General features: G+C 64.6%; 17 protein-coding genes and 1 pseudogene. 7 read left to right on the forward strand and 11 right to left on the reverse strand.

Going from position 1 to position 21,715, the window contains the following annotated elements:
• Positions 1-136: 136 nt before the first annotated feature.
• The gene (locus BH95_RS02725) at positions 137-1,234 is read left to right on the forward strand and encodes an NADH:flavin oxidoreductase/NADH oxidase (RefSeq protein ID WP_026347726.1); all 1,098 of its coding nucleotides are present in this window, start codon (positions 137-139) and stop codon (positions 1,232-1,234) included.
• 54 nt (positions 1,235-1,288) lie between these two features.
• Here the strand turns inward: BH95_RS02725 and BH95_RS02730 are convergent, their stop codons facing one another.
• From BH95_RS02730 to BH95_RS02770, 9 genes are all read right to left on the reverse strand, one after another.
• Positions 1,289-2,251, reverse strand: coding sequence for a D-2-hydroxyacid dehydrogenase (locus BH95_RS02730; protein ID WP_019664703.1), 963 nt, complete (start codon positions 2,249-2,251; stop codon positions 1,289-1,291).
• On the reverse strand, positions 2,251-3,624 hold the full coding sequence (locus tag BH95_RS02735) for an MFS transporter (protein WP_019664704.1): 1,374 nt from the start codon (positions 3,622-3,624) through the stop codon (positions 2,251-2,253). The genes BH95_RS02730 and BH95_RS02735 overlap by 1 nt, the downstream gene beginning before the upstream one ends.
• A gap of 204 nt (positions 3,625-3,828) precedes the next feature.
• Complete coding sequence (locus BH95_RS02740) at positions 3,829-5,085, reverse strand: M20 family metallopeptidase (RefSeq protein WP_037158268.1); 1,257 nt, start codon at positions 5,083-5,085, stop codon at positions 3,829-3,831.
• On the reverse strand, positions 5,082-6,434 hold the full coding sequence (locus BH95_RS02745; RefSeq protein WP_037180898.1) for an aminotransferase-like domain-containing protein: 1,353 nt from the start codon (positions 6,432-6,434) through the stop codon (positions 5,082-5,084). The genes BH95_RS02740 and BH95_RS02745 overlap by 4 nt, the downstream gene beginning before the upstream one ends.
• On the reverse strand, positions 6,431-7,609 hold the full coding sequence (locus tag BH95_RS02750; RefSeq protein WP_026347727.1) for a M24 family metallopeptidase: 1,179 nt from the start codon (positions 7,607-7,609) through the stop codon (positions 6,431-6,433). The genes BH95_RS02745 and BH95_RS02750 overlap by 4 nt, the downstream gene beginning before the upstream one ends.
• 282 nt (positions 7,610-7,891) lie before the next feature.
• Positions 7,892-8,590: a GntR family transcriptional regulator gene (locus BH95_RS02755; RefSeq protein WP_230593910.1), complete on the reverse strand. Its 699-nt coding sequence runs from the start codon at positions 8,588-8,590 to the stop codon at positions 7,892-7,894.
• Positions 8,591-8,604: 14 nt separating this feature from the next.
• Positions 8,605-10,068 (reverse strand): NAD-dependent succinate-semialdehyde dehydrogenase, encoded by a 1,464-nt coding sequence (locus BH95_RS02760; protein ID WP_019664709.1) that lies wholly within the window; start codon positions 10,066-10,068, stop codon positions 8,605-8,607.
• Positions 10,065-13,001, reverse strand: a complete 2,937-nt coding sequence (locus BH95_RS02765) for an FAD-binding and (Fe-S)-binding domain-containing protein (protein ID WP_037158262.1) — start codon at positions 12,999-13,001, stop codon at positions 10,065-10,067. The genes BH95_RS02760 and BH95_RS02765 overlap by 4 nt, the downstream gene beginning before the upstream one ends.
• The gene (locus BH95_RS02770; protein WP_037180901.1) at positions 12,998-14,263 is read right to left on the reverse strand and encodes an aspartate aminotransferase family protein; all 1,266 of its coding nucleotides are present in this window, start codon (positions 14,261-14,263) and stop codon (positions 12,998-13,000) included. The genes BH95_RS02765 and BH95_RS02770 overlap by 4 nt, the downstream gene beginning before the upstream one ends.
• Before the next feature lie 91 nt (positions 14,264-14,354).
• Between BH95_RS02770 and BH95_RS02775 the strand changes: the two genes are divergently transcribed.
• On the forward strand, positions 14,355-15,215 hold the full coding sequence (locus BH95_RS02775) for a ribokinase (protein WP_037181063.1): 861 nt from the start codon (positions 14,355-14,357) through the stop codon (positions 15,213-15,215).
• A 16-nt stretch (positions 15,216-15,231) separates the two neighbouring features.
• On the opposite strand, the gene crcB is transcribed toward BH95_RS02775, so the two are convergent.
• Positions 15,232-15,603, reverse strand: a complete 372-nt coding sequence (gene crcB, locus BH95_RS02780; RefSeq protein ID WP_033190443.1) for a fluoride efflux transporter CrcB — start codon at positions 15,601-15,603, stop codon at positions 15,232-15,234.
• Positions 15,600-16,082 carry a fluoride efflux transporter FluC gene (locus tag BH95_RS02785; RefSeq protein WP_033190442.1) on the reverse strand — a complete coding sequence of 161 codons (483 nt, stop codon included), beginning with the start codon at positions 16,080-16,082 and terminating at the stop codon, positions 15,600-15,602. Before BH95_RS02785 ends, crcB begins: the two co-directional genes overlap by 4 nt.
• Positions 16,083-16,167: 85 nt before the next feature.
• Here BH95_RS02785 and BH95_RS02790 point away from each other — a divergent pair, with 85 nt between their 5' ends.
• The 5 genes and pseudogenes from BH95_RS02790 to BH95_RS02805 all read left to right on the forward strand — a co-directional run bounded on the left by BH95_RS02790 (position 16,168) and on the right by BH95_RS02805 (position 21,701).
• Entirely contained in the window at positions 16,168-18,273 is a 2,106-nt protein-coding gene (locus BH95_RS02790) for a RecQ family ATP-dependent DNA helicase (protein WP_026347730.1), read from the forward strand.
• Positions 18,274-18,471: 198 nt separating this feature from the next.
• Positions 18,472-18,972, forward strand: a pseudogene (gene ectA, locus BH95_RS29360) (diaminobutyrate acetyltransferase); the annotation flags it as partial.
• A 48-nt stretch (positions 18,973-19,020) separates the two neighbouring features.
• On the forward strand, positions 19,021-20,295 hold the full coding sequence (gene ectB / locus BH95_RS02795; protein WP_230593924.1) for a diaminobutyrate--2-oxoglutarate transaminase: 1,275 nt from the start codon (positions 19,021-19,023) through the stop codon (positions 20,293-20,295).
• Positions 20,296-20,358: 63 nt separating this feature from the next.
• Positions 20,359-20,757 (forward strand): ectoine synthase, encoded by a 399-nt coding sequence (locus BH95_RS02800; RefSeq protein WP_019664717.1) that lies wholly within the window; start codon positions 20,359-20,361, stop codon positions 20,755-20,757.
• A gap of 11 nt (positions 20,758-20,768) precedes the next feature.
• Positions 20,769-21,701, forward strand: coding sequence for a D-isomer specific 2-hydroxyacid dehydrogenase family protein (locus BH95_RS02805; RefSeq protein WP_019664718.1), 933 nt, complete (start codon positions 20,769-20,771; stop codon positions 21,699-21,701).
• Positions 21,702-21,715: the final 14 nt, after the last annotated feature.

Below are 21,715 nucleotides of genomic sequence, written 5' to 3' on the forward strand. Positions count from 1 at the left end.
CCTGCACGGACGTTCCTGCAGTCGGTGAGTCGGCGCAACGGAGTCGGGAATGACGACGCCGTCGCGTCGGTTGCCACGCTTCGAGGGTCTGCACTTCGACCGGCAGCCCGTCTCGTGAACGACGAAGGAGAAACCTTTGAGCGCCTTGTTCGAGCCCCTGACCCTGCGGGGCGTCACGTTCCCGAACCGTGTGTGGATGGCGCCGATGTGTCAGTACTCCGCGGCAAAGGAGGGTGGCGACGTCGGAGTCCCTCACGATTGGCACCGCACGCACCTGGTCAGTCGTGCCATCGGCGGCGTCGGGCTCGTCCTCACCGAAGCCTCCGCCGTGAGCCCGGAAGGCCGTATCAGCCCGGCCGACCTCGGGATCTGGAACGACCGCCAGGCCGACGCATTCGCGGACATCGTGTCGCAGATCCACTCCTTCGGATCGGTAGCCGGCATCCAGCTCGCGCACGCCGGGCGCAAGGCGTCGACGACCGAGCCGTGGGCCGGTGGCGAGTCGATCCCAGCCGACGAACCGCTCGGCTGGACGACAGTCGGGCCGAGTGCACTCGCCTTCGGCGACTACTCGACGCCGGTGGAAGCAACCACCGAGGACATCGCCGGCATCGTCGCGGACTTCGCCGCCGCTGCCGAGCGGAGCCTTCGCGCCGGATTCGAGGTCGTCGAAATCCACGCAGCGCACGGATACCTCATCCACCAATTCCTGTCTGCCGCCAGCAACAAGCGCACCGACGAGTACGGCGGCGACTTCGCCGGACGTACGCGCCTGCTCCTCGAGGTCGTCGACGCGGTACGCGCGGTGTGGCCGGCGGATCTGCCCGTGTTCGTTCGTGTGTCCGCTACCGACTGGCTCGGCGACGACGAAGGGCTGGAGGCTCCGAGCTGGACTGCGGATCAGACCGTCGCGCTCGTTCAGCTGCTGCAGGATCACGGCGTCGATTTGATCGACGTATCGAGCGGCGGAAACGTACGCGCTCACATTCCCGTCGGTCCGGGGTATCAGGTGCCTTTCGCGAAGCGGGTCCAGAACGAGACGACCATCCCGGCTGCTGCGGTGGGGCTCATCACCGAGCCGAAGCAGGCCGAGGACATCGTGTCCACCGGTGAAGCAACAGCGGTTCTGTTGGGCCGTGAGCTTCTGCGTGATCCGTACTGGCCTCGCCGTGCCGCCCGCGAGTTGGGTGCGGAGATGAGCCCACCGGTCCCGAATCAGTACGCGCGAAGCTGACCGGCACCGCACAACTTCCAACAGTGACGGGTAGAGAAGACGAGAAGTGGTGATTCAGCCTACGAAGCCCAATTTCTTGTCGACCACGTTGACGAGGTCCGCGGACCGGGAGTAGTTGTCGAAGTTGGCGACGAACAACTCGGACAGTCTTTCTCGCCACCCGCGCGCGTCACCGCTCATGTGCGGTGTGACCACGAGGTTCTCGGTGGTCCAGATCGGGCTGTCGGCCGGCAGCGGTTCGATCTCGAACACGTCCAACGCGGCCCCTGCTATGTGCCCTGCCCGGAGTTGCACCAGCAGCGCTTCGGTGTCGAGCAGTTCTCCCCTACCTACGTTGATCACTCGCACACCGGGTTTCGTGGCAGCCAACACGTCGGCGCTGACCAGACCTCGCGTCGAGTCGGTCAGCGGAGCAACGAGCACGAGGTAGTCCACGTCGGACACGACCTGGCCCAGGTCCGAACTGGCGTGCACCACACCGAAGTCCGCGTCGCTCGATCTGGCCGTACGACCCACACCGGACACCTTCATTCCGACGGCTCTCAGCACACGGCCGATCTCGCGACCGATGGCACCGGTGCCGACGACCATGGCATGAGCGTCGTCGATGCGTTCGGTTTCCCTGTGCCTCCACTCCTTTCGCTGCTGGAGCGCAGCGGAACCAGCTGCATCCTTCGCGAAGGCGAGCACCTGCCCGAGAACGTACTCGGCGATCGGTCGGTCGAAGATTCCGCGTGAGTTCGTCACCACGACGTCGGAATCGGCCAGATCGTCGAACATGAGCGAGTCGACTCCGGCGGCTGCGATGTGAATCCATTTCAGCGAGTCGCACCTGCTCCACACCTGCTCGACCGCGGACGAGAAGAAGTCCCACAGCAGCAGCACGTCCGCCCCGGGGACGGCATCCGCGAGAGTGTCGGCGGTGGCGTATCGGACTTCCGCCGCCGCGGACACCGTCTCCATGCCGACAGGCAGATCGTCGGCATGGAGAACGACGACAACAGGCTTGTCCACCACTACTTCTTGTACCCCACGAGTTCCACACCGGACGCCGCGACCTCGTCGTCGTTGTCACCCGGGCACTGACTGCCCCGCAGCGAACGTCCTGCTGTTTCCGGCATCAGCATGATCGGCACGAACGCAATGGCCGCGGCGAGCATCATGTACCAGCCGGGGATCAAGTTCGATCCGGTCCTGTCGATCAGGAACGTCAGGATCAGGGGTGCAGTACCACCGAACAGCGACGTCGAGACGTTGTAGCCGATGGCGAACGCGCCGTAACGCACCTGCGTCGGGAACAGTGCCGGCAGGGTCGAGGAGACGCACGAGCACATGATCACCAGCAGGATGCCGAGTCCGAGCAGTCCGATGGACTGACCGACGAGGCCGGTGTTGATGATGAGCAGGAACAGCGGAACGCTGAACACGAAATACCCGACGCATGCGGCCAGCAACAGCGGTTTCCGGCCGATTCGATCGGACAGAGATCCGATCGGGTTGATGATGGCCATCATGATCAACATGATGATCACGAGAGTGAAGTTGGACTGAGTTGTGCTGTGGCCCAGAGTGTCGCTGAGATAGGACGGCAGGAACGTCAGCACCGTGTAGTACGCGATGTTGAGCAGCAGCACGAATCCCATCAGGATGAGAATGCGCTGCCAGTACGTCATCGTCGTCTTCAGCGACGCGATGGCACCGCCGCCCGATGCACCCTCGGAGACCGTTTCGCCGTCTGCCTTCGCTTCGGAGAACACCGGAGAGTCCTCGAGCCGCGTCCGCAGCCACAGCGCGACGATGCCGAGCGGCAAGGTCAGAAGGAACGGAATGCGCCAGCCCCATGCCTCCATGGTGTCGTCGCCGAGACCGAGGTTGAGCAGGGTGCAGAGAGTAGCACCGGCGACAGTGCCTGCCAGAGTGCCGAATTCGAGGAACGAACCGAAGAATCCTCGGCGACGGTCCGGTGCGTACTCGGCCATGAACACGGCCGCGCCGCCGTACTCGCCACCGGTGGAGAAGCCCTGGACCAGTCGGCAGACGAGCAGCAGGATCGGGGCGAGGATTCCGATCGTGTCGAATGTGGGGAGAATGCCGATGGCCGCTGTGGCGATCGACATCATCGTCACCGTCAGGACCAGGACCTTCTGCCTGCCGATGCGGTCTCCCAGTGGGCCGAGCACGATGCCACCGATAGGCCGGATGATGAACGATGCCGCGAGCACTGCGAAAGTGGACAGCAGGCTCGCTCCCCCGTCCTCCGACGGGAAGAAGTTTGCCGCGATGTACACCGCGAGGTAGCCGTACACTGCGTAGTCGAACCATTCGACTGCGTTACCGAGTGCCGAACCGCCGATGGCACGGTGCAGGATTTTGGTCTCCTCCGGATTCAATTCGGAGGTGTCGGGCGGATAACCGGTAGGACTTCCGTGTCCCCCTGTTCTGGCTTTACTACTGTCGGACCCACTGCTGTCGGACCCACTGCTGGACGACTGTGTCACGGCCGGAATACCTCTCGCTTTGTGTACAAACGTGGAGCGTCGGGTTGGTACTTCGCAGCGTTTCACACTACGGAAGCTGATGTTCGCGTTTTCGCACTACCCCTTGGACCTGGACAAAACTGCAGGTAGCGCAACGATTCTGGACGCCATCAATGCGTACGCCCTTGCGCTGTCGCACAATTGCTGGACCGACACCGATTCGTCGGGTTGATGAGCCTGCGTTTCGATCTCACCCGGTCCCAACACGACGACCGGCGTACCCAGATCTCGGGCGACGAAACCTCCGTCGCACGATGCGGTCCACACGTCGGTCCCGCGAGAGCCGACGGCGTCGGTCACCGCAGCGACCGCCGCGACTGCTGTGTCACTGTTCTCGCTGGTCAGAAAGCCAGGCATCTCCATCGAAACGCCAACGGAGACTTCGATGCCGTCACCGGTGATACCGGCGTCGTCGATCGAGAGGCGCAGCTCGCGGGCGATCTCGTGTGCGTCTTCGCCGGGCAGAAGCCGCCGATCGACGGTGAGGACGCACCGATCGGCGACCATCGAGGTTCCGGTACCACCGTCGATCGTGCCGACGTTCCAGGTCGCGGGACCGAGGACAGGGTGCGGGTTCTGCCGCATCCGAACTGCGGACCTCTCGACGAGTCCGACGATCTTCGCCGCGGCCGCGATCGCGTTGCGACCGTTGCTCGGCCTCCCGGCGTGCGCGGATCTGCCCGTCACCACGATCTCCAGGTTCGCCGCACCCCGGCACCCGGTGATCGTCACGAGGTCTGTCGGCTCCGCGACAATGCAGTGCGAGTACCTCGGCGACGGTCGACTCGGTGCGTTGCCCCTCTGCACGAACGCTCTGATCCCGAGACCGGTGTCCTCCTCGTCGACGAGGCAAGCGAGCGAGATCGGTGCAGTGAGTTCGCTTGCACTGCGCTCGATCGCGGCCATCGCCACGACCACGGCGGCCAGACCACCCTTCATGTCGCACGCGCCGCGGCCGTACAGTCGACCGTCCCGTGTCGTTGCACGAAACGGGTCCGTCGACCAACCACCCCCGGCGGGAACGACGTCGGAGTGGCCGACGAACAGAACACCCGAATCCCCTGATTTCCCTGATTCTCCTGATTCCCCTATCGAGACAATCACATTCGGGCGACCTGGCGCTACCTCCACCATTTCCACTCGAAATCCCAGATCGCGACACCGTGAGGCAAGAACATGCGCGACGCCGCCCTCGGTACCACCTGGGTTCTCACCACCGGCATCGATCAACGCCGAAGCCAGAGAGACGATCTCGTCGGTGTCGATGGATCGGAGCAGAGAGTTCTCGAAGTCGGTGACTTCCTTCGTGGTCATCGAGTGGGATCGCTGGACATGGTGTCCACCGCCCGGTCCACTGCTGCGGCCAGTCTTTTCACACCTTCGTCGATCCGCTCGGGAGTCGAGGACGCGAAACACAACCTCAGCGAGTCGTGGAACTTGCCGCCGACGGACAACGCGGGACCGGGAATGTAGGCGACACCTTCAGCCAGAGCTACCTCGAACAGGTCCTGCGTGGACACGGCGGAGGCTGTGCCGCGCAACGTGGCCCAGAGGAAGAAACCACCCTCGGGATCCGTCGTCTCGATCCTGTCGCCGAAGTACTTCTCCAGGCTTCGCTGCATCGCGATCTTCCGCGGCCGATAGACCGCGGCGAGCGATCGTAGGTGTTCGGTCAACTGTCCCCTGCGGATGAACTCGGCGATCATTCGTTGGTTGGGCAGATTGGTGCACGTGTCCATTGCCTGCTTCGCATTGATGAGCAACTGCCTGGCCTGCGGTGCGGCGTCGACCCATCCGACCCGCAGACCGGGTGCGATCATCTTGGAGAACGTACGTACCGAGAAAACCAGCGGGTCCCCGGGACTCAGCGCGGCAAAACTCGGGATGTTCTCGCCCTCGAACCGAAGCAGCCCGTACGGATCGTCGTCGAGAATCACCGATCCCCACTTGTGCGCGAGCTCGAGCAGCAGAGTGCGTCGTGCCAGCGACATGGTGGTGCCGGACGGGTTCTGGAAGTTCGGAATGACGTAGATCATCTTCGGCGGGCGTCCCGCTCGGGCCACGAGTTCGGGCAACGCTTCGACTATCAACCCGTCGGAATCCATCGGCGCTTCGAGCACTTCGCCGCCGTAGCTCAGTACCGTCGCGGTTCCGTTCGTGTACGTCGGACTCTCGACGATGACGAGGTCACCGGGATCCACGAACAGCTTGCAGGCAAGATCGAGCCCCTGCATCCCGCCCGAGGTGATCACGATTCGGTCGGCCGACGTCGGCTCCCCTACCGAGTCGAGGTACTCCAGCAGGGCGTCGATCAGCCCGGGATCGCCTTCGGTGGCGGCGTAATCCATGGCGTCCGTCGTCATCACCTGCGCCGCGATCTCGGAGAACGCCGCCGCTGGAACCGTCTCTGCAGCAGGCGAACCCATCGCGAATCGAACGATGTCGTGCTTCTGCGCAGCGAGGAGGGAGGTGGACGAGTCGATGACCGATCCGACGAGTTTGTCGGTCCGCAGTGCCCACGGGATGGCAGGAGTGGAGCCTGCGGAATGACCCGGGGTGGCAGGAGTGGAGCCTGCGGAATGACCCGGGGTGGCAGGAGTGGAGCCTGGGGATTCAGGAGTGGAGCCTGCGGAATGGTTGAGCGAGGTGGCGTGCATGTTCACTCCTTCGTCAGTAGACGGCGGGGGTACGAGGTGAAGGTTTCCACTCCGCGGTCGGTGACTCTGACGGCTTCGGAGACTTCGTATCCGTAGTCGTCCATCCACATTCCGCCGATGATGTGGAAGGTCATGTTCTCGGCGAGGACGGTGTCGTCGTCGGTTCGGATGCTGACGGTGCGTTCGCCCCAGTCCGGTGCGTAGGCGATGCCGATGGAGTATCCGATGCGGGACGGTTTGTGCAGGCCGTGTTTCGCGAGGCCGACGTTCCAGATCTGCGCGAGTTCGGTTGTCGTCGTTCCCGGTCGAACTTCGGCGAGGACTCCGTCGAGCGCTTCTCCGGTGGATCGCGCGAGGTAGTCGAGTCGCTTGCTGGGCTTTCCGAGCACGATGGTGCGTGCCATGGGTACGTGGTATCGACGGAAGACGCCTGCGAGTTCGACGACCGTGGTCTCCCCTGCGATGAACCTCTGGTCGGACCACGTGAGGTGCGGTGTGTCCGCGCCGGCGCCGGTGGGAAGCATCGGGACGATCGCGGGGTGGTCGCCGCCGAAGTCGTCCGTTCCGCGTACCTGTGCGTTCATGATGGCCGCGGCTGCGTCGCACTGTCGTCCTCCGACGACCACTGCGTCGTAGGCTGCCGACATCGCGGACTCGCAGACCTTGGCGGCACCGCGCATCAGGTCGATCTCGGCGGGTGACTTGATCACGCGCACCCAGTTGATCAATTCGTAGGAGTCGGTGAATCGGTACTCGGGAAGGGATTTGACCAACGCTTCGAACGCTTTGGGGCTGAAGTAGTACGAGTCCATCTCCAGACCGACTTGGCCGTGCGAGAAGTTGTTCACCACACCGAGTTCCCGGAGGCGCTGCGCGACCCACACGAACGGGTGGGTGTCCTTGCGCTGCACGAAGGTCTCGGGATAGCCGAACGTCTGCTCCTGTGGAAGCCACGACGTCCGGAACGCTCCGTTCGCGTCCATTTCTCGGGCGAAGAAGTACAGTTCGCCTTCCAGCGGCACGTAGAGCATCTGTGGGGTGTAGAACGACAGGGCGTTGTAGCCGAGCAGGTAGTACAGATTGGACGGATCGGTGACGATGAGCGCCGTGAGGTTCTGTGACGCCATCGATGCCCGTACCGCGGCGAGGCGGGCGGAGTACTCGTCGTCGGTGAACGTGATGGGCGTGCTGTTGGGCAGGTCCGCGTATTCGGCGAGGCCCTCGGAGTGGTTCGGTCCGACCGCACTGGTGAGTTCGGCTGCGAAGTAGTCGTTCACTGGTACCCCCTTTCGAGGCATTGTCAGGTGTGTCCGTTCAACCGATCTGCAGTTTGCAGATTGTTGACAATCAGGCTAAATGCCAGGTCCACTCCGCCGCAAGGAAATCCGTGTTACTTCTTCGTTTCGGCTCGTGCACGCGGGCGATTCATCACCGATTCACCCGCGCGCACGTGCCTCGACCAGCTATTGAGCGATACCAGTTGCCTCGTCGGCCATCGCACGCGTCAGATCGTGGATTGCGGTGTCCATGTGCTCGTGCACGCCGGCCTCCAACGCAGACCAGTCCCCGCCGACCAGCAGGTTCACCAGCAACTGGTGCTCCTCGACCAATGCCTCCGGCCGGTAGTACGCGGTTTCGAGGTTGGCCATGCAGATGCGCGCCTCCGCCGCCAGCGTCGCGTACATCCGCGACATGCGACTGTTCGACGTCGCGGACACGAGGGCGGTGTGGAACGCGAGGTCACGCTCGGCCAGTCCGAACCAGTCCGCGCGATCGATGTAGGGCTGCATCTGGTCCACGATCGCCGACAACCGAGCAGCAGTTGTCGTCAATGTCGATTCGTCGCCGTGCACGAGAGTCCACGCGGCGCCCACCTCGATCGCCGCGCGAGCCTCGTAGATCTCCGCGACGTCGTCGCTGCTGAGTTCGACGACGAACACTCCGCGGTTGCGGTAGCTGACCAACAGCCCTTCCTGGTTGAGCCGTTGCAGCGCTTCTCGCACCGGTCCGCGGGAGATCTCCAACTCGGCAGCAACATTCGCCTCGTTGATCTGCTCACCGGGCGCGTAGGAGCCGTCGATGATGCGGTCGCGGATCTGATCGGCGATCACCATCGACGTGTTGCGCGCGTTGATCGGCGTCAGTCTTCTTGATCCTGGCACTGGTCTCTCCTCCGCTAGGACCTCGGGATGGCAAAATACTTGTACTCGAGGAACTCGTCGATACCGACCCTGCCGCCCTCGCGGCCCAACCCCGATTGCTTGACCCCGCCGAACGGCGCCGCCGGGTTGGACACGAGCCCCGTGTTCAACCCGACCATCCCTACTTCCAGCCGCTCCCCCATCCGGAGCGCTCGATCGATGTCCTGGGTGAACACGTATCCGACGAGTCCCCATTCGGTGTCGTTGGCCAACGCGATCACCTCGTCCTCGGTGTCGTACGGAACCACAGCGGCCACCGGCCCGAAGATCTCGGTCGACATCAGATCCGATGCGGGATCCACCGAATCGAGCACCGTCGGCGGGTAGAAGTACCCCGGGCCGTCGTCCGGCGCACCTCCGACGACTGCGCGGGCGCCTCGCTCCAGAGCGTCGTCGACGAGGCGCTGCACCTTGGCCCGGCCGTCCTCGTCGATGAGCGGCCCGACCTCCACTCCGTCACCGTCGCCGGGGCCGACGTTCAGTGCGTCCATTCGCGCGCCCAGCTTCTCGGCGAACTCGATTGCCACGGAACGATGTACGAAGAACCGGTTGGCCGCGGTGCATGCCTCGCCCATGTTGCGCATCTTCGCTACCATCGCGCCGTCCACGGCCCGATCGACGTCGGCTCCCTCGGCGACGACGAAGGGTGCATTGCCACCGAGTTCCATCGACGTACGCATCACCGTCGGTGCAGCCTGCGCCAGAAGAATCTTCCCTACTTCGGTCGAACCGGTGAAGCTGATCTTGCGCGCGTCTCCGCTCGCCATCCACGAACCGACGACGCTCGCAGCGTCGGTCGTCGGTACGACGTTGACGACTCCGTCCGGCACTCCCGCCTCGACCAGAATTGCGGCCAGGGCCAGAGCGGTCAGAGGTGTCTGTTCGGCCGGTTTGAACACCACGGTGCACCCGGCGGCCAATGCTGGGCCGATCTTTCGCGTACCCATGGCGAGCGGAAAGTTCCACGGGGTGACCAGGATGCACGGGCCGACGGGTTCGCGGGTGACGATGATGCGGTTCTTCCCGTCGCCGGTCAGGGTGTGATCACCTGAAATCCGCACCGCTTCTTCCGAGAACCAGCGAAAGAACTCGGCGCCGTAGGCGACCTCACCGCGCGCATCCGCCAGCGGCTTTCCCATCTCGGCGGTGATGATCGCGGCGAGTTCCTCGGTGCGCTCGACGATCAACTCGAAAGCCCGACGGAGGATGATGCTGCGTTCACGAGGAGCCGTCTGCGCCCACGACTTCTGGGCTTCCGATGCGGCTGCCATGGCCGCCTCCGCATCGGTGACGCCGCCGTCGGCGACGGTGGCGATGGTCTCACCTGTCGCAGGATCGACGACGTCGAACGTCTTTCCGCCGTGTGCGTCGCGCCAGTGGCCGCCGATGAACACCTGGGTCGGTGAATCGATCTCGGGTCGGGTCAGTGATGTGGTCATACGTCCCTCCTGGTGGTGCCTGGATCGAGAATGTGCGCGAGGTGCGTCGAGGCCCCGGCGCTGTGGTTGTCGGTGAGCTGGCGGACCTGCATGTGGCAGCTGAAACCGTCGGTGAGGATCGGTCGATCCCCCGCCCGACGCACGGCCGGAGCGAGGGCTTGTTCGGACACCTTCATGCTCATCTCGTAGTGATCGGGTTCGAAGCCGAAGTTTCCTGCCACGCCGCAGCATCCGGTTGCTTCGTCGATCGACTCGATTCCTGCAGCGGCCAACGCCTTCCGTTGGGTCGCTTCACCGAAGACGGCGTATTCGTGGCAGTGCGTCTGGACGGTCACGGCGTCCGGAACCGTCGCCGTCGGCGTCCACCCGCCTGCCGCCTGGTCGATCACTGCGCCCGCGAAGCTCTGCACGCGCGCTGCGACGCGTCGTGCGGCGTCGGTGTTCACCAGTTCCGGTAGGTCCTTCTTCAGTGCCGCCGCGCAACTCGGTTCGGTGACGACGATGGGACGGTCGGTGCCGTCGTCGAGCGCGTCCGCCGTCCGAGCAAGGTGCTTCCTGGCCGTCGCAAGCTGCCCGGTGGAGATCCAGGTGAGCCCGCAGCAGACGTCGCTGCGGCACTCGGCTGTTCGGCCGGCGTCGGCGAGGACTCGAACAGCAGCGCCGACGATCTCCGGCCGAAATCCCTTCGTGAACGAGTCGACGAACAGCACGACGTCACCGCCCTGGACCGAGTCGGTCGTCTGCGCCTTCAGTTCTGCACGTGATGCGAATCGCGGAAGCGCGCGCTCGGTCGTCAGTCCTCCGAGTTTCGCTGCCAGCACACCGATTCTGGGCGTCAGAACGGCATTGAGTGCCGGAGCGATCCGCGCGGTCACCTTCAGCCATCGCGGAAGCCATCCCAGCGAATAGTGCGCCATCGGACGCACCCGGCCAGCGTAGTGATGGTCGAGGAATTCCGCCTTGTAGGTCGCCATGTCCACGCCGACCGGACAGTCGGACGAGCACGCCTTGCAGGAGAGGCACAGATCGAGGGACTCCTTGACATCGGTGGATGCCCATCCCTCGGCGACGGTTCTCGAGCTGCGTACCATCTCCTGCAGCACTCGTGCCCGCCCGCGGGTGGAATCCTTCTCGTCACCGGTCGCCCGGAAACTGGGGCACATCACTCCGCCACTGCTCGATCGACAGCGGCCGACTCCGACACAGGACTGTGTGGCGTGGACGAACGGGTCGAGGTGCGGGACCGGTCGAGGATCCGGGCCCGATCCGATCTGGTGCAGATCGAAGGTCGTCTTCCACTCCCGCTTCGGGATGTTCGCCAGCGCAAGGTCGTTCATCATCGGCGCCGGGTCGGTGATACTGCCCGGGTTGAGCAGTCCGGCAGGGTCCCAGATGCCTTTGAAGCGCTCGAACGCCCTCAGCATCGTGGTCGAGTACATCACCGGCAGCAGCTCCGAACGAGCGCGCCCGTCACCGTGTTCGCCGGACAGCGACCCGCCGTGACGGACCACGAGGGCTGCCGCATCCCGCAGGAACGCGTTCATGATCGCGCGGCCTTCGTCCGTCCGCTGGTCGAACGTTATGCGCACGTGCATGCATCCGGCACCGAAATGCCCGTACATCACTCCGGTCAAGCCGTGGTGTGCCAGCAGGTCGCGAAAGTCGGCCAGATACGCCGCGAGTTTCTCCGGGGCCACCGCCGAATCCTCCCAGCCGGGCCAGGATTCGGTGATACCGCTCGCGCCGTCCGACAGTCGCGCCGACAGTCCAGCGCCGTCCTCACGCACTCGCCACAACGACTTCCGCTCGGACGGGTCGGCGACGACGCGACCGTCCTTCAACCGTCCCAGTTCTCGGAGTCGCTCGAGCAGACGCTCGGCCTTGTCCTCCACCTCGGTGGGGTCATCGCCGTCGAGGTCGACGTACAGCCAGGCGTTGCCGGACGGGAGGCCGCGCACCGAGTCCGCGCCGCGACGCATCCGCATGGTGTCGACGATCTTCTCGTCGATGCCTTCGATCGCGGCGGGAGAGAATTCGAGAATCGTCATGACGTCCTCGGCTGCTTCGACGACGTCCTCGTATCCCAGACTGAGCAACAGGGCAGCCGGAGGTACCTCCACGAGAGACACCGTCACGGCGACGACGATCGCGCAGGTGCCCTCGCTACCCACGAGCGCACGCGCCACGTCGAATCCGTTCTCGGGCAACAGGGTCGACAGGTGAAATCCCGACACCTGACGCGGAATGAGACCGAGCTCGAGACGGAGATCCGCCATGTGGTCCGAGACGAGCGACCGCAGGTCCGCAGTGATCCGAGTGGCGGCCTCGACCGACCGGGAATCGGAAGGATCCACGGCGGCGAGTCCGTCCCGTGTGGCCCGTAGAAGATGACCGTCCGAAGTGACGACATCGAGGGCGATCGTGTGATCGGCCGTCCGTCCGTAGCGCACCGAGTGGTTGCCGCAGGCATCGTTGCCCACCGCGCCGCCGACGGTGGCACGAGACTTGCTCGACGGATCGGGTGCGTACGTCAGCGCTCCTGCCGTCTCCGCCGACACGGCGGCGGCGAGTTCGGAGATGACGATTCCCGGCTCGACGACAGCGGATTTCCCCTGCTGATCGATCGACACGACCCGGTTCATGTGACGGGAGAAATCCAGAACGATTCCAGCGCCGATCGCGTTGCCCGCCATGGAGGTGCCGCCTCCCCGGCTGACTATGGGTACGCAGGCATTCGTGCACGCTCGGACCACCGTCCGGACCTCGTCCGCGGTTGCCGGAAACACGACAGCGAGAGGTGGCACGCGGTAGTTCGAGGCGTCGTAGGAGTACTCGGCACGCCGTCGAGGTGAGTCGTCCACCTCGATGTCCGTCCTCCGCAGAACATCGAGCACGCGCGCGGCGGCTTCGGGTTCGGGATCGAGAACGGTCACAATGCTCGCTTCAGGGTCCGGGCGATCGCGTCGAGTCCTTCGGCGACTTCGTCGTCGGTGACCACGAGCGCGGGAATGATGCGGACGACGTTTCCGAATCCCCCGCAGGTGAGGAGCAGCAGACCTTCGGAAATTGCGGTCTGCTGCACACGGGTTGCCGCCGCGGCGTCGGGAGCTCCGTTCTCGTCGACGAATTCGAGAGCTTGCATCAGACCGAGGCCGCGAGCATCGCCGATGGCCGAGTACTGCCCCTTCAGCTCGTTCAGTCCATCGAGAAGAACAGCGCCCTGCTCGGCTGCGTTGTCGACGAGGCCCTCGTCCCGCACCACGTCGAGTGTGGCCACTGCGGCGGCTGCGGCAACGGCGTTGCCGCCGTATGTCCCTCCCTGCGAACCCGGCCACGCCTTGGACATGAGTTCCTCGGACGCAGCGATTGCCGAGATCGGGAAGCCCGAGGCGAGTCCCTTCGCGGTGACGACGATGTCGGGGCGCGCAGCCGAGTGCTCGTGCCCCCAGAACTTGCCGGTGCGCCCGACACCTGCCTGAACTTCGTCGAAGACCAGGACGATGTCGTGTCGATCCGCGCGCTCGCGCAGTCCTTCGAGGAAGGCGGGCGGGGTCGGCAGGTAGCCACCGTCGCCGAGCACAGGTTCGATGATGAACGCGGCAGTGTCGGCGGGGCTGGACACCGTCGCCAGAAGGTAGTCGAGCTCCTTCAGAGCGAACGCGACGGCCGTCTCGGTGTCCCAGCCGTAGCGGAATGCGTACGGGAACGGCGCGATGTGCACGCCTCCCATGATGGGCGAGAAACCGGAACGGAACTTGGTGCCCGCCGTCGTCAGCGACGCCGCCGCGACCGTTCGGCCGTGGAACCCTCCGTGGAACGCGATGATGTTGGGACGCCCGGTGGCCATTCGTGCGAGGCGGATCGACGCCTCGACGGCTTCGGAGCCGGAGTTGGCGTAGAAGACGCTGTTCAGTCCGGCGGGCAGCACGTCACCCAGTTTCTCGGTCAATTCCAGGAGCGGCTTGTGCATCACGGTCGTGTACTGCGCGTGAATGATCTTGCCGACCTGTTCCCGCGCGGCCTCGACGACCTTCGGATGGCAGTGCCCGGTACTGGTGACGCCGATTCCGGTGGTGAAGTCCAGGTACTTGTTTCCGTCGGTTCCGTAGATCCAGCTGCCCGACGCGTAGTCGACGACAACCGGTGTGGCCTGCTTGAGTGCGGGGCTGAGGTGTGTGCGAGCTGGAGCTGTCATGCGAGCTATCGTGGTTCAGGATTTGCAGATTGTCAACAATCTGCAACCAATTGCCTCGTCGGGCTTCGGACGTCGCGGATATCGTCGGCTCATGCCAACGACCCGTGTTGCCGTCCTCGGCAGCATCAACATGGACCTCACGACGTTCACGCCGCGGCTGCCTCAGCCGGGTGAGACCCTGCTCGGCACCACCTTCGCAGCCTCGCAAGGAGGCAAGGGCGCAAACCAGGCGTTGGCGGCCGCACGCTCGGGTGCCGACACGACCTTCCTCGGGGCCGTCGGCTCCGACGCGTTCGGCCAGGATCTGATCGACACTCTGACCGAGGCCGGCATCGACATATCCCTGGTCCGCCACGTCGACGGACCGAGCGGCGTCGCCTCGATATCCGTGGACGGTGACGGCGAGAACACGATCGTCGTCGTCGCGGGCGCCAACTCGTCACTGCTCACCCTGTCCGACGCCGAGCGTGACGCCATCGCGGGGGCCGACATCCTCATGTGTCAACTCGAGATCCCGCTGGAGACCGTCGTCGAGGGTGCTGCACACGCGCGCGACCACGGCACTCTCGTTCTACTCAATCCCTCCCCTGCGCAGGACCTGCCGGACGAGCTCGTCGAGGCCGTCGACGTTCTCGTCGTCAACGAAGCCGAGGCACGGGAGTTGGCCCACGTCGTCTCCCGAGTGCCGCACGTCGTCACCACGCTCGGCGCGCGAGGCGCCCACTACCGCGGCCCCGAGTCGGCATCGGACTTCCGCTCGCCCACGGTCGACGCGATCGACACCACGGGAGCAGGCGACGCGTTCACTGGGGCGCTCGCCGCCGAGTGGTCCTCAGGCCCCGACGACGCAATCCGGTGGGCCTGTGCGGCAGGCGCTTTCGCAGCCACGCGACGGGGCGCCGGTTCCTCGTCGGGAACACGCACGGACATTCGAGGCGTCGGACAGGAATGAGCCTGGCTACGGGCCGTCAGGCAAGCCCGGCGAGCCCGAATCCCGCGGCACACGCCGCAACCGACAGCACGAGCGTGCCGACGGCGTAGCCGATGGCCTTCGCGTGCTTCCCGGATCGGACGAGCCGGACGGTATCGACACTCGCGGTGCTGAACGTGGTGTATCCGCCGCAGAACCCGGTTCCGATCACAGCTTGAAGATCCGTCGAACCATCCTGCAACACAACGAGTCCCGCGAGAAGGCCGAGCACGAGAGAACCCGAGACGTTGATGGCCGCAATCGCCCACGGAATCCCCGATCGCGGAAATCGACTCCTGAACCACGAATCGACGGCGAACCGCGTCACCGCACCGAGTGCGCCCGCAAGAGCGACGAGGACGACGATCACCGAGCACTCCTTCGGCGGTGACCGGCTGCTCCGGCGACGATGCCCGCCCAGGCAGCGACGCCGCCGAGGACCACGGTCCCGGCCCCGTAAGCCGATGCGGTGGACCAGTGTCCGTCACGAGTCAGCAGCACCGCTTCCAGCGCGAACGTGCTGTAGGTGGTGAACGCCCCGCAGAACCCCGTCCCCGCGAGCAGACGTACTCGTTGCCGCACACCGATATCCGGTCCACGCCTCGCCAAGTTCTCCAGCACGAGGCCGAGGACGAACGCTCCGACGATGTTGATCACGAAGGTTGCCACCGGCCACCCGGAAGGCCGGTGCGGCAGCGCCTCCTCCACACCGACACGGGCGAGTGTTCCCACGACGCCGCCGACGAAGACCGACGCCAGCGCCGACATGCTCGAATGCAACGGACGCGTCGACGTCGTTTCGCGCTCTCCAGGATCCCCGCCGGAATCGCGGCCTCCGCCGTCGCCCATGTCGCCTCCTCGTACCACCTTCTGCAGAAGAGTATCGACCCTCGTCCGGTCGTTCCTTGTCACACCGGTGCGGCACGATGGTGCCATGACAACCGCATCGCACACGCCGACAGACCTGCGCGCCGACGCCGAGCGCCTGCTCCGCGAGCTCGCGGGGGACGGTGCGAGCCTGCGCGAGGATCAGTGGGTCGCCATCGAGGCACTCGTGGTCGGTCGACGCCGCGCACTGGTCGTCCAGCGAACCGGGTGGGGAAAGTCGGCGGTGTACTTCATCGCAGCGAAGTTGCTTCGGGAACAAGGCCTCGGCCCGACGGTCATCGTCTCGCCGTTGCTGGCACTGATGCGCAACCAGGTCGCCTCGGCGGAGCGTGCGGGAGTGAAGGCCGCGACCATCAACTCCGGAAACATGACCGAGTGGGAAGACATCCACGCCGACGTCGCAGCGGGCAGACTGGACGTTCTGCTGGTCAGCCCGGAGCGCCTGAACAACCCGGACTTCCGCGATCAGGTTCTACCGTCGCTGGCCGGCGACGCGGGCCTGGTCGTCGTCGACGAGGCCCACTGCGTGTCGGACTGGGGTCATGATTTCCGGCCGGACTACCGTCGCATCAGGACCTTGATCTCCGAACTGAGAGAAGGAATTCCGGTTCTGGCCACCACCGCGACCGCCAACGACAGAGTGGTGTCGGACGTCGCCGCACAGTTGGGAGTCGGCGGCGGTGACACCCTCGTGCTGCGCGGAGGCCTCGAACGGGAATCACTGCATCTGTCGGTCGTGCAGATCGAGAACTCGACCGAGCGAGCGGCGTGGCTCGCGTCGCATCTCGCGCAACTGCCCGGTTCCGGGATCATCTACACCCTGACGGTCTCCGCAGCCAAGGACCTCGCCGCGTTGCTGTCCGATCAGGGCCTCGCCGTTGCCGCGTACACCGGCCAGACCGACACGACGGAACGCGAGTCGCTCGAGACCGACCTGCTGAACAACGACGTCAAAGCTCTGATCGCGACCTCGGCCCTCGGGATGGGATTCGACAAACCGGACCTCGGTTTCGTCGTGCACATGGGCGCCCCTTCATCTCCTATCTCGTACTACCAGCAGGTCGGGCGTGCAGGCCGCGGCACCGATCGCGCCGAGGTGATCCTGCTTCCCGGTCACGAGGACAAGCAGATCTGGAGTTACTTCGCGTCGGTTGCGTTTCCGCGGGAACACGTCGTCAGGCAGGTGATCGAGACTCTCGATCCGGTGAAGCCTCAATCGACACCGGCCCTCGAACCGTTGGTCGACTTGAATCGCAGTCGATTGGAGATGGTCCTCAAGGTCCTCGACGTCGACGGCGCGGTGCAGCGTGTTCGTGGTGGATGGATCGCGACCGGCGAGCCGTGGACGTACGACGCCGAGCGCTACGAGCGGCTCGAACAGGCTCGCGACTCCGAACAGCAGGCCATGGTCGACTACCAACGCACCGACGGCTGTCGCATGGATTTCCTCCGGCGCCAACTCGACGACCCGGACCTGACGGACACTCCGTCCCGATGTGGCCGATGCGACAATTGCACAGGCCAGTCTTACTCTGCACAGGTCGAACAGGCTGCTGTCGATCAGGCTCGCAGCAGGTTGGACCGCCCGGGACTCGACCTTCCCCCGCGCAAGCAGTGGCCGAGCGGAATGAAGAAGCTCGGCGTCTCACTGTCGGGAAAGATCACCGACGGGCACGAACCCGGTCGCGTCCTGGGAAGGTTGACCGACCTCGTCTGGGGAAACCGCCTGCGTTCCGTCCTCGACGGTCCGGACGAGGCAGCGCCGTCGTCGTTGGTCGATGGATGCATCAAGGTCCTCGCATCGTGGGATTGGAAGGTCCGCCCGACGGCTGTCCTGGCCCTCGAATCCGCGTCGCACCCGGTACTCGTCAGGTCCGTGGCGAGCGAGCTCGCACGGATCGGCCGGCTCACCGACCTGGGAGTTCTCGGTCAACGGCCAGATCATCCGGTGGTGACGGCCTCCAACTCGGCCTTTCGGGTCGCGGGGCTCGTGGACTCCTGGGACATCCCGGACCTCGACAGCGTCGACGGGCCGATACTGCTGGTCGACCTCGTGACCGACACCGGATGGACGTTCACCTGCGCCGCCGACGCCCTGCGTAGGGCCGGAGCGGACGCCGTGCTCCCGTTCGCTCTTGCCACCCCCAAGTAGACGCCCCGAGGACACTAAGTCCAGACTGTGGATCGGCGGCAGGTTATCGGAGCCGAAACTGCTCGCCGTTACCCTGAATCACACATTTGTGACCAGCGTCACAATCACCCTCTAACCTGGGGAAGCAAGGTGGTTTAGAGGGTCAATTTCCCGGGGTACATGAAATGCCATGGCTACCTTGTTACGTTTGTATTTCCTATGAAGCCCGCACAGCTGAGAGCGACCTCAATCACTGCGCCGGACGCAGTGAAGTTTCGTAGTCCAAAGATTTCCGACGGAGTCCGGCTCTGGGAGATCGCAAGAGATTCGAGGGTGCTCGATCTCAACTCGAGCTACTCGTACATCCTGTGGTGCAGGGACTTTGCTGCAACATCCGTCGTGTCGGATGTCGGCGGCAGAGCAGTTGGTTTCGTCACCGGCTACATCCGGCAAGACTCCCCCACAACGTTTTTCGTGTGGCAGGTTGCGGTCGATGCCGATCAACGAGGCAAAGGTCTCGCCGGTCGTATGTTGAACGAACTGCTCGATCGCCTCACCCCCCAGGGCATCACACACCTGGAAACCACGATCAGCCCCGACAACGAGGCCTCGATCGCACTGTTCACGGCCCTCGCTCGAACACGAGGGACCGACATTGGAAAATCAGATCTGTTCGCGCCCAATGATTTCCCTGATAGCCACGAGGCCGAGGAGCTCTACACCGTAGGCCCCGCCGCCGTGCGCACAAACGAAAGGAACAAGCAGAACATGACCGAAAAGATTGTTACCACAGAGAAGCCCGACGTCTTCGAGACAGTCGAGTCCGCGGTCCGCAGCTACAGCCGTCAGTGGCCCGCTGTGTTCAAGACCGCGAAGAACTCGACCCTCGTGGACGAGAACGGCCGCGAGTACCTCGACTTCTTCGGTGGCGCAGGCGCACTGAACTACGGCCACAACAACCAGATCCTCAAGGACGCTCTGGTGGATTACATCCAGAGTGACGGCATCACGCACGGGCTGGACATGTCCACCGTCGCCAAGCGCGAGTTCCTCGAGTCGTTCAAGAAGAACATCCTTGACCCGCGCGGACTCGACTACAAGGTTCAGTTCCCCGGCCCCACAGGCGCCAACACCGTCGAGGCAGCTCTGAAGCTCGCCCGCAAGGTGACCGGACGTGAGTCGATCATCAACTTCACCAACGCTTTCCACGGCATGACACTCGGCGCGTTGTCGGTCACCGGCAACTCGATGAAGCGAGCCGGCGCCGGAATTCCGCTGGTGCACACCACCCCGATGCCGTACGACAACTACTTCGGCGGTGTCACCGAGGACTTCCAGTGGTTCGAGCGTGTCCTCGACGACTCCGGCAGCGGATTCAACCGTCCGGCAGCAGTCATCGTCGAAACCATCCAGGGTGAAGGCGGCATCAACGTCGCTCGTCCGGAATGGCTTCGTGCACTGGCCGAGCTGTGCTCGCGCCGCGAGATCCTGCTGATCGTCGACGACGTCCAGATGGGGTGCGGCCGCACCGGCCAGTTCTTCTCCTTCGAAGAGGCGGGCATCGTCCCGGACATCGTCACGCTGTCGAAGTCCATCGGCGGCTACGGAATGCCCATGGCACTCACCCTCTTCAAGCCTGAGCTCGACGTGTGGGCGCCGGGTGAGCACAACGGCACCTTCCGTGGTTTCAACCCGTCGTTCGTCACCTCGAAGACGGCCATCGACACTTACTGGTCCGACGACAAGTTCGAGAAGGAAGTTCTCGCCAAGGGCGAGCACATCCAGGACAACTTCATCAAGCTGTGCGCCAAGTACGACGGGGTGTCCACCCGCGGTCGCGGCATGGTCCAAGCGCTCGTGTTCGACGAGCCGGAGAAGGCAGGCAAGGTCGCTGCACTCTGCTACGACGAAGGACTGCTCGTCGAGACCGCAGGTCCGTCCGACGAGGTCGTCAAGCTGCTTCCGCCGCTGACCACGACCGTCGAAGAACTCGATCGCGGACTGGACATCATCGCAGGTGCTACTGCCAAGGTGTGCTCCTGATCCAGCAGGATCCGATCCTGCTGCACACCATCGAGCTGCACATTCGTCGAAGGGAGACAACACATGATCGTGCGTACCACCGAGGAAATCACCGGGACCGATCGCGACATCTCGAGCGAGGACGGCAACTGGCGCAGCAAGCGCATCGTCCTGGGCGGCGACAAGGTCGGTTTCTCGTTCCACGAGACCACCATTCAGGCCGGCACGGTGAACAACTTCCACTACGCCAACCACATCGAGGCCGTCTGGCTCATCGAGGGTGAAGGCACGTTGACCGATCGCGAGACCGGCGAGACGTACGAACTCGGTCCGGGATCGATGTACCTGCTGAACGGCAACGAGCGCCACACCGTCGAGCCGCGCACCCAGATGCGCATGTTGTGTGTGTTCAACCCGCCGGTAGTCGGCAACGAGACCCACGACGAGAACGGTGTCTACCCGCTCGTGGAAGTTCCCGCATAAAGTTTGTTCTCATGACTCCACCCCGCTCGAATGCTGTTGCCGTCGGACCTGAAGAGGACCGCATCACGGTTTCTGCGATCGAGCGGGGTGGAGCCGTTGTTGCGCCTCTGGCCGACGCGTCGGGCCTAGTCTGGACCGAGGGGCCGTCGAGGTTTCCGACGGCTCTGCCGTCGACCGTCGAGTGGGTGCAGCTGCCGTCCGCGGGTGTCGAAGCGTGGTTCGAGGCCGGAGTGTTCGACGCCCATTCTTCGGTTCTGTTCACCTCCGCTGCGGGCGCCTACGCTGCCACCGTCGCCGAACACGCTCTTGCACTGCTGCTCGCGGGCGTGCGTGCTCTGCCCGAGCACCTCGAAGCCCGCTCCTGGCAGCAGGAGCGATTTCTGAGCAAGGTCGGCACGCTGCGCGGGTCGACGGTCACGATCCTCGGAGCAGGCGGAATCGGCCGGGCGTTGATCCCGCCGCTCACCGCGCTCGGGGCGGAGGTCGTCGCGGTGAACCGCTCGGGCCGACCCGTGCCGGGTGCAGTGCGCACGTTGCCCGTCACCGCTCTGGCCGATGTGTGGCCCGGCACCGACCACGTCGTGATCGCTGCACCGGCGACACCGGCCACCCGCCACCTCGTCGGCGCGCAGGAACTGGCTCGGCTGCAGAAGCATTCCTGGCTGATCAACGTGGCACGTGGGTCACTCGTGGACACCGATGCTCTGGTCGACGCCCTCACTGCCCGGACCATCGGTGGCGCAGGCCTCGATGTCACCGACCCCGAGCCGCTGCCCGACGGCCATCCTCTGTGGACGTTGCCGAACGCGATCGTCACTCCGCACGACTCGAACCCGACCGCGCTACGTCACGCTGCCTACGCCGACCACGTCGCATCCAACGTCGCGCGCTTCGTCGCAGGTGAGACGCTTGCCGCGCGCATCGACTCGACGCAGGGATACTGAGCGCTAACCTGGAG

The organism is Rhodococcoides fascians A44A (genome assembly GCF_000760735.1).
Classification (GTDB): Bacteria; Actinomycetota; Actinomycetes; order Mycobacteriales; family Mycobacteriaceae; genus Rhodococcoides; species Rhodococcoides fascians_E.

Excerpts from the sequence above, each read along its gene's own strand:
- BH95_RS02790 (WP_026347730.1), top strand. The coding sequence starts at position 16,168 with ATGACAACCGCATCGCACACGCCGACAGACCTGCGCGCCGACGCCGAG.
- BH95_RS02760 (WP_019664709.1), bottom strand. The coding sequence starts at position 10,068 with ATGACCACATCACTGACCCGACCCGAGATCGATTCACCGACCCAGGTG.
- BH95_RS02770 (WP_037180901.1), bottom strand. The coding sequence starts at position 14,263 with ATGACAGCTCCAGCTCGCACACACCTCAGCCCCGCACTCAAGCAGGCC.
- BH95_RS02740 (WP_037158268.1), bottom strand. The coding sequence starts at position 5,085 with ATGACCACGAAGGAAGTCACCGACTTCGAGAACTCTCTGCTCCGATCC.
- BH95_RS02785 (WP_033190442.1), bottom strand. The coding sequence starts at position 16,082 with ATGGGCGACGGCGGAGGCCGCGATTCCGGCGGGGATCCTGGAGAGCGC.
- BH95_RS02775 (WP_037181063.1), top strand. The coding sequence starts at position 14,355 with ATGCCAACGACCCGTGTTGCCGTCCTCGGCAGCATCAACATGGACCTC.
- BH95_RS02800 (WP_019664717.1), top strand. The coding sequence starts at position 20,359 with ATGATCGTGCGTACCACCGAGGAAATCACCGGGACCGATCGCGACATC.
- BH95_RS02805 (WP_019664718.1), top strand. The coding sequence starts at position 20,769 with ATGACTCCACCCCGCTCGAATGCTGTTGCCGTCGGACCTGAAGAGGAC.
- ectB (WP_230593924.1), top strand. The coding sequence starts at position 19,021 with ATGACCGAAAAGATTGTTACCACAGAGAAGCCCGACGTCTTCGAGACA.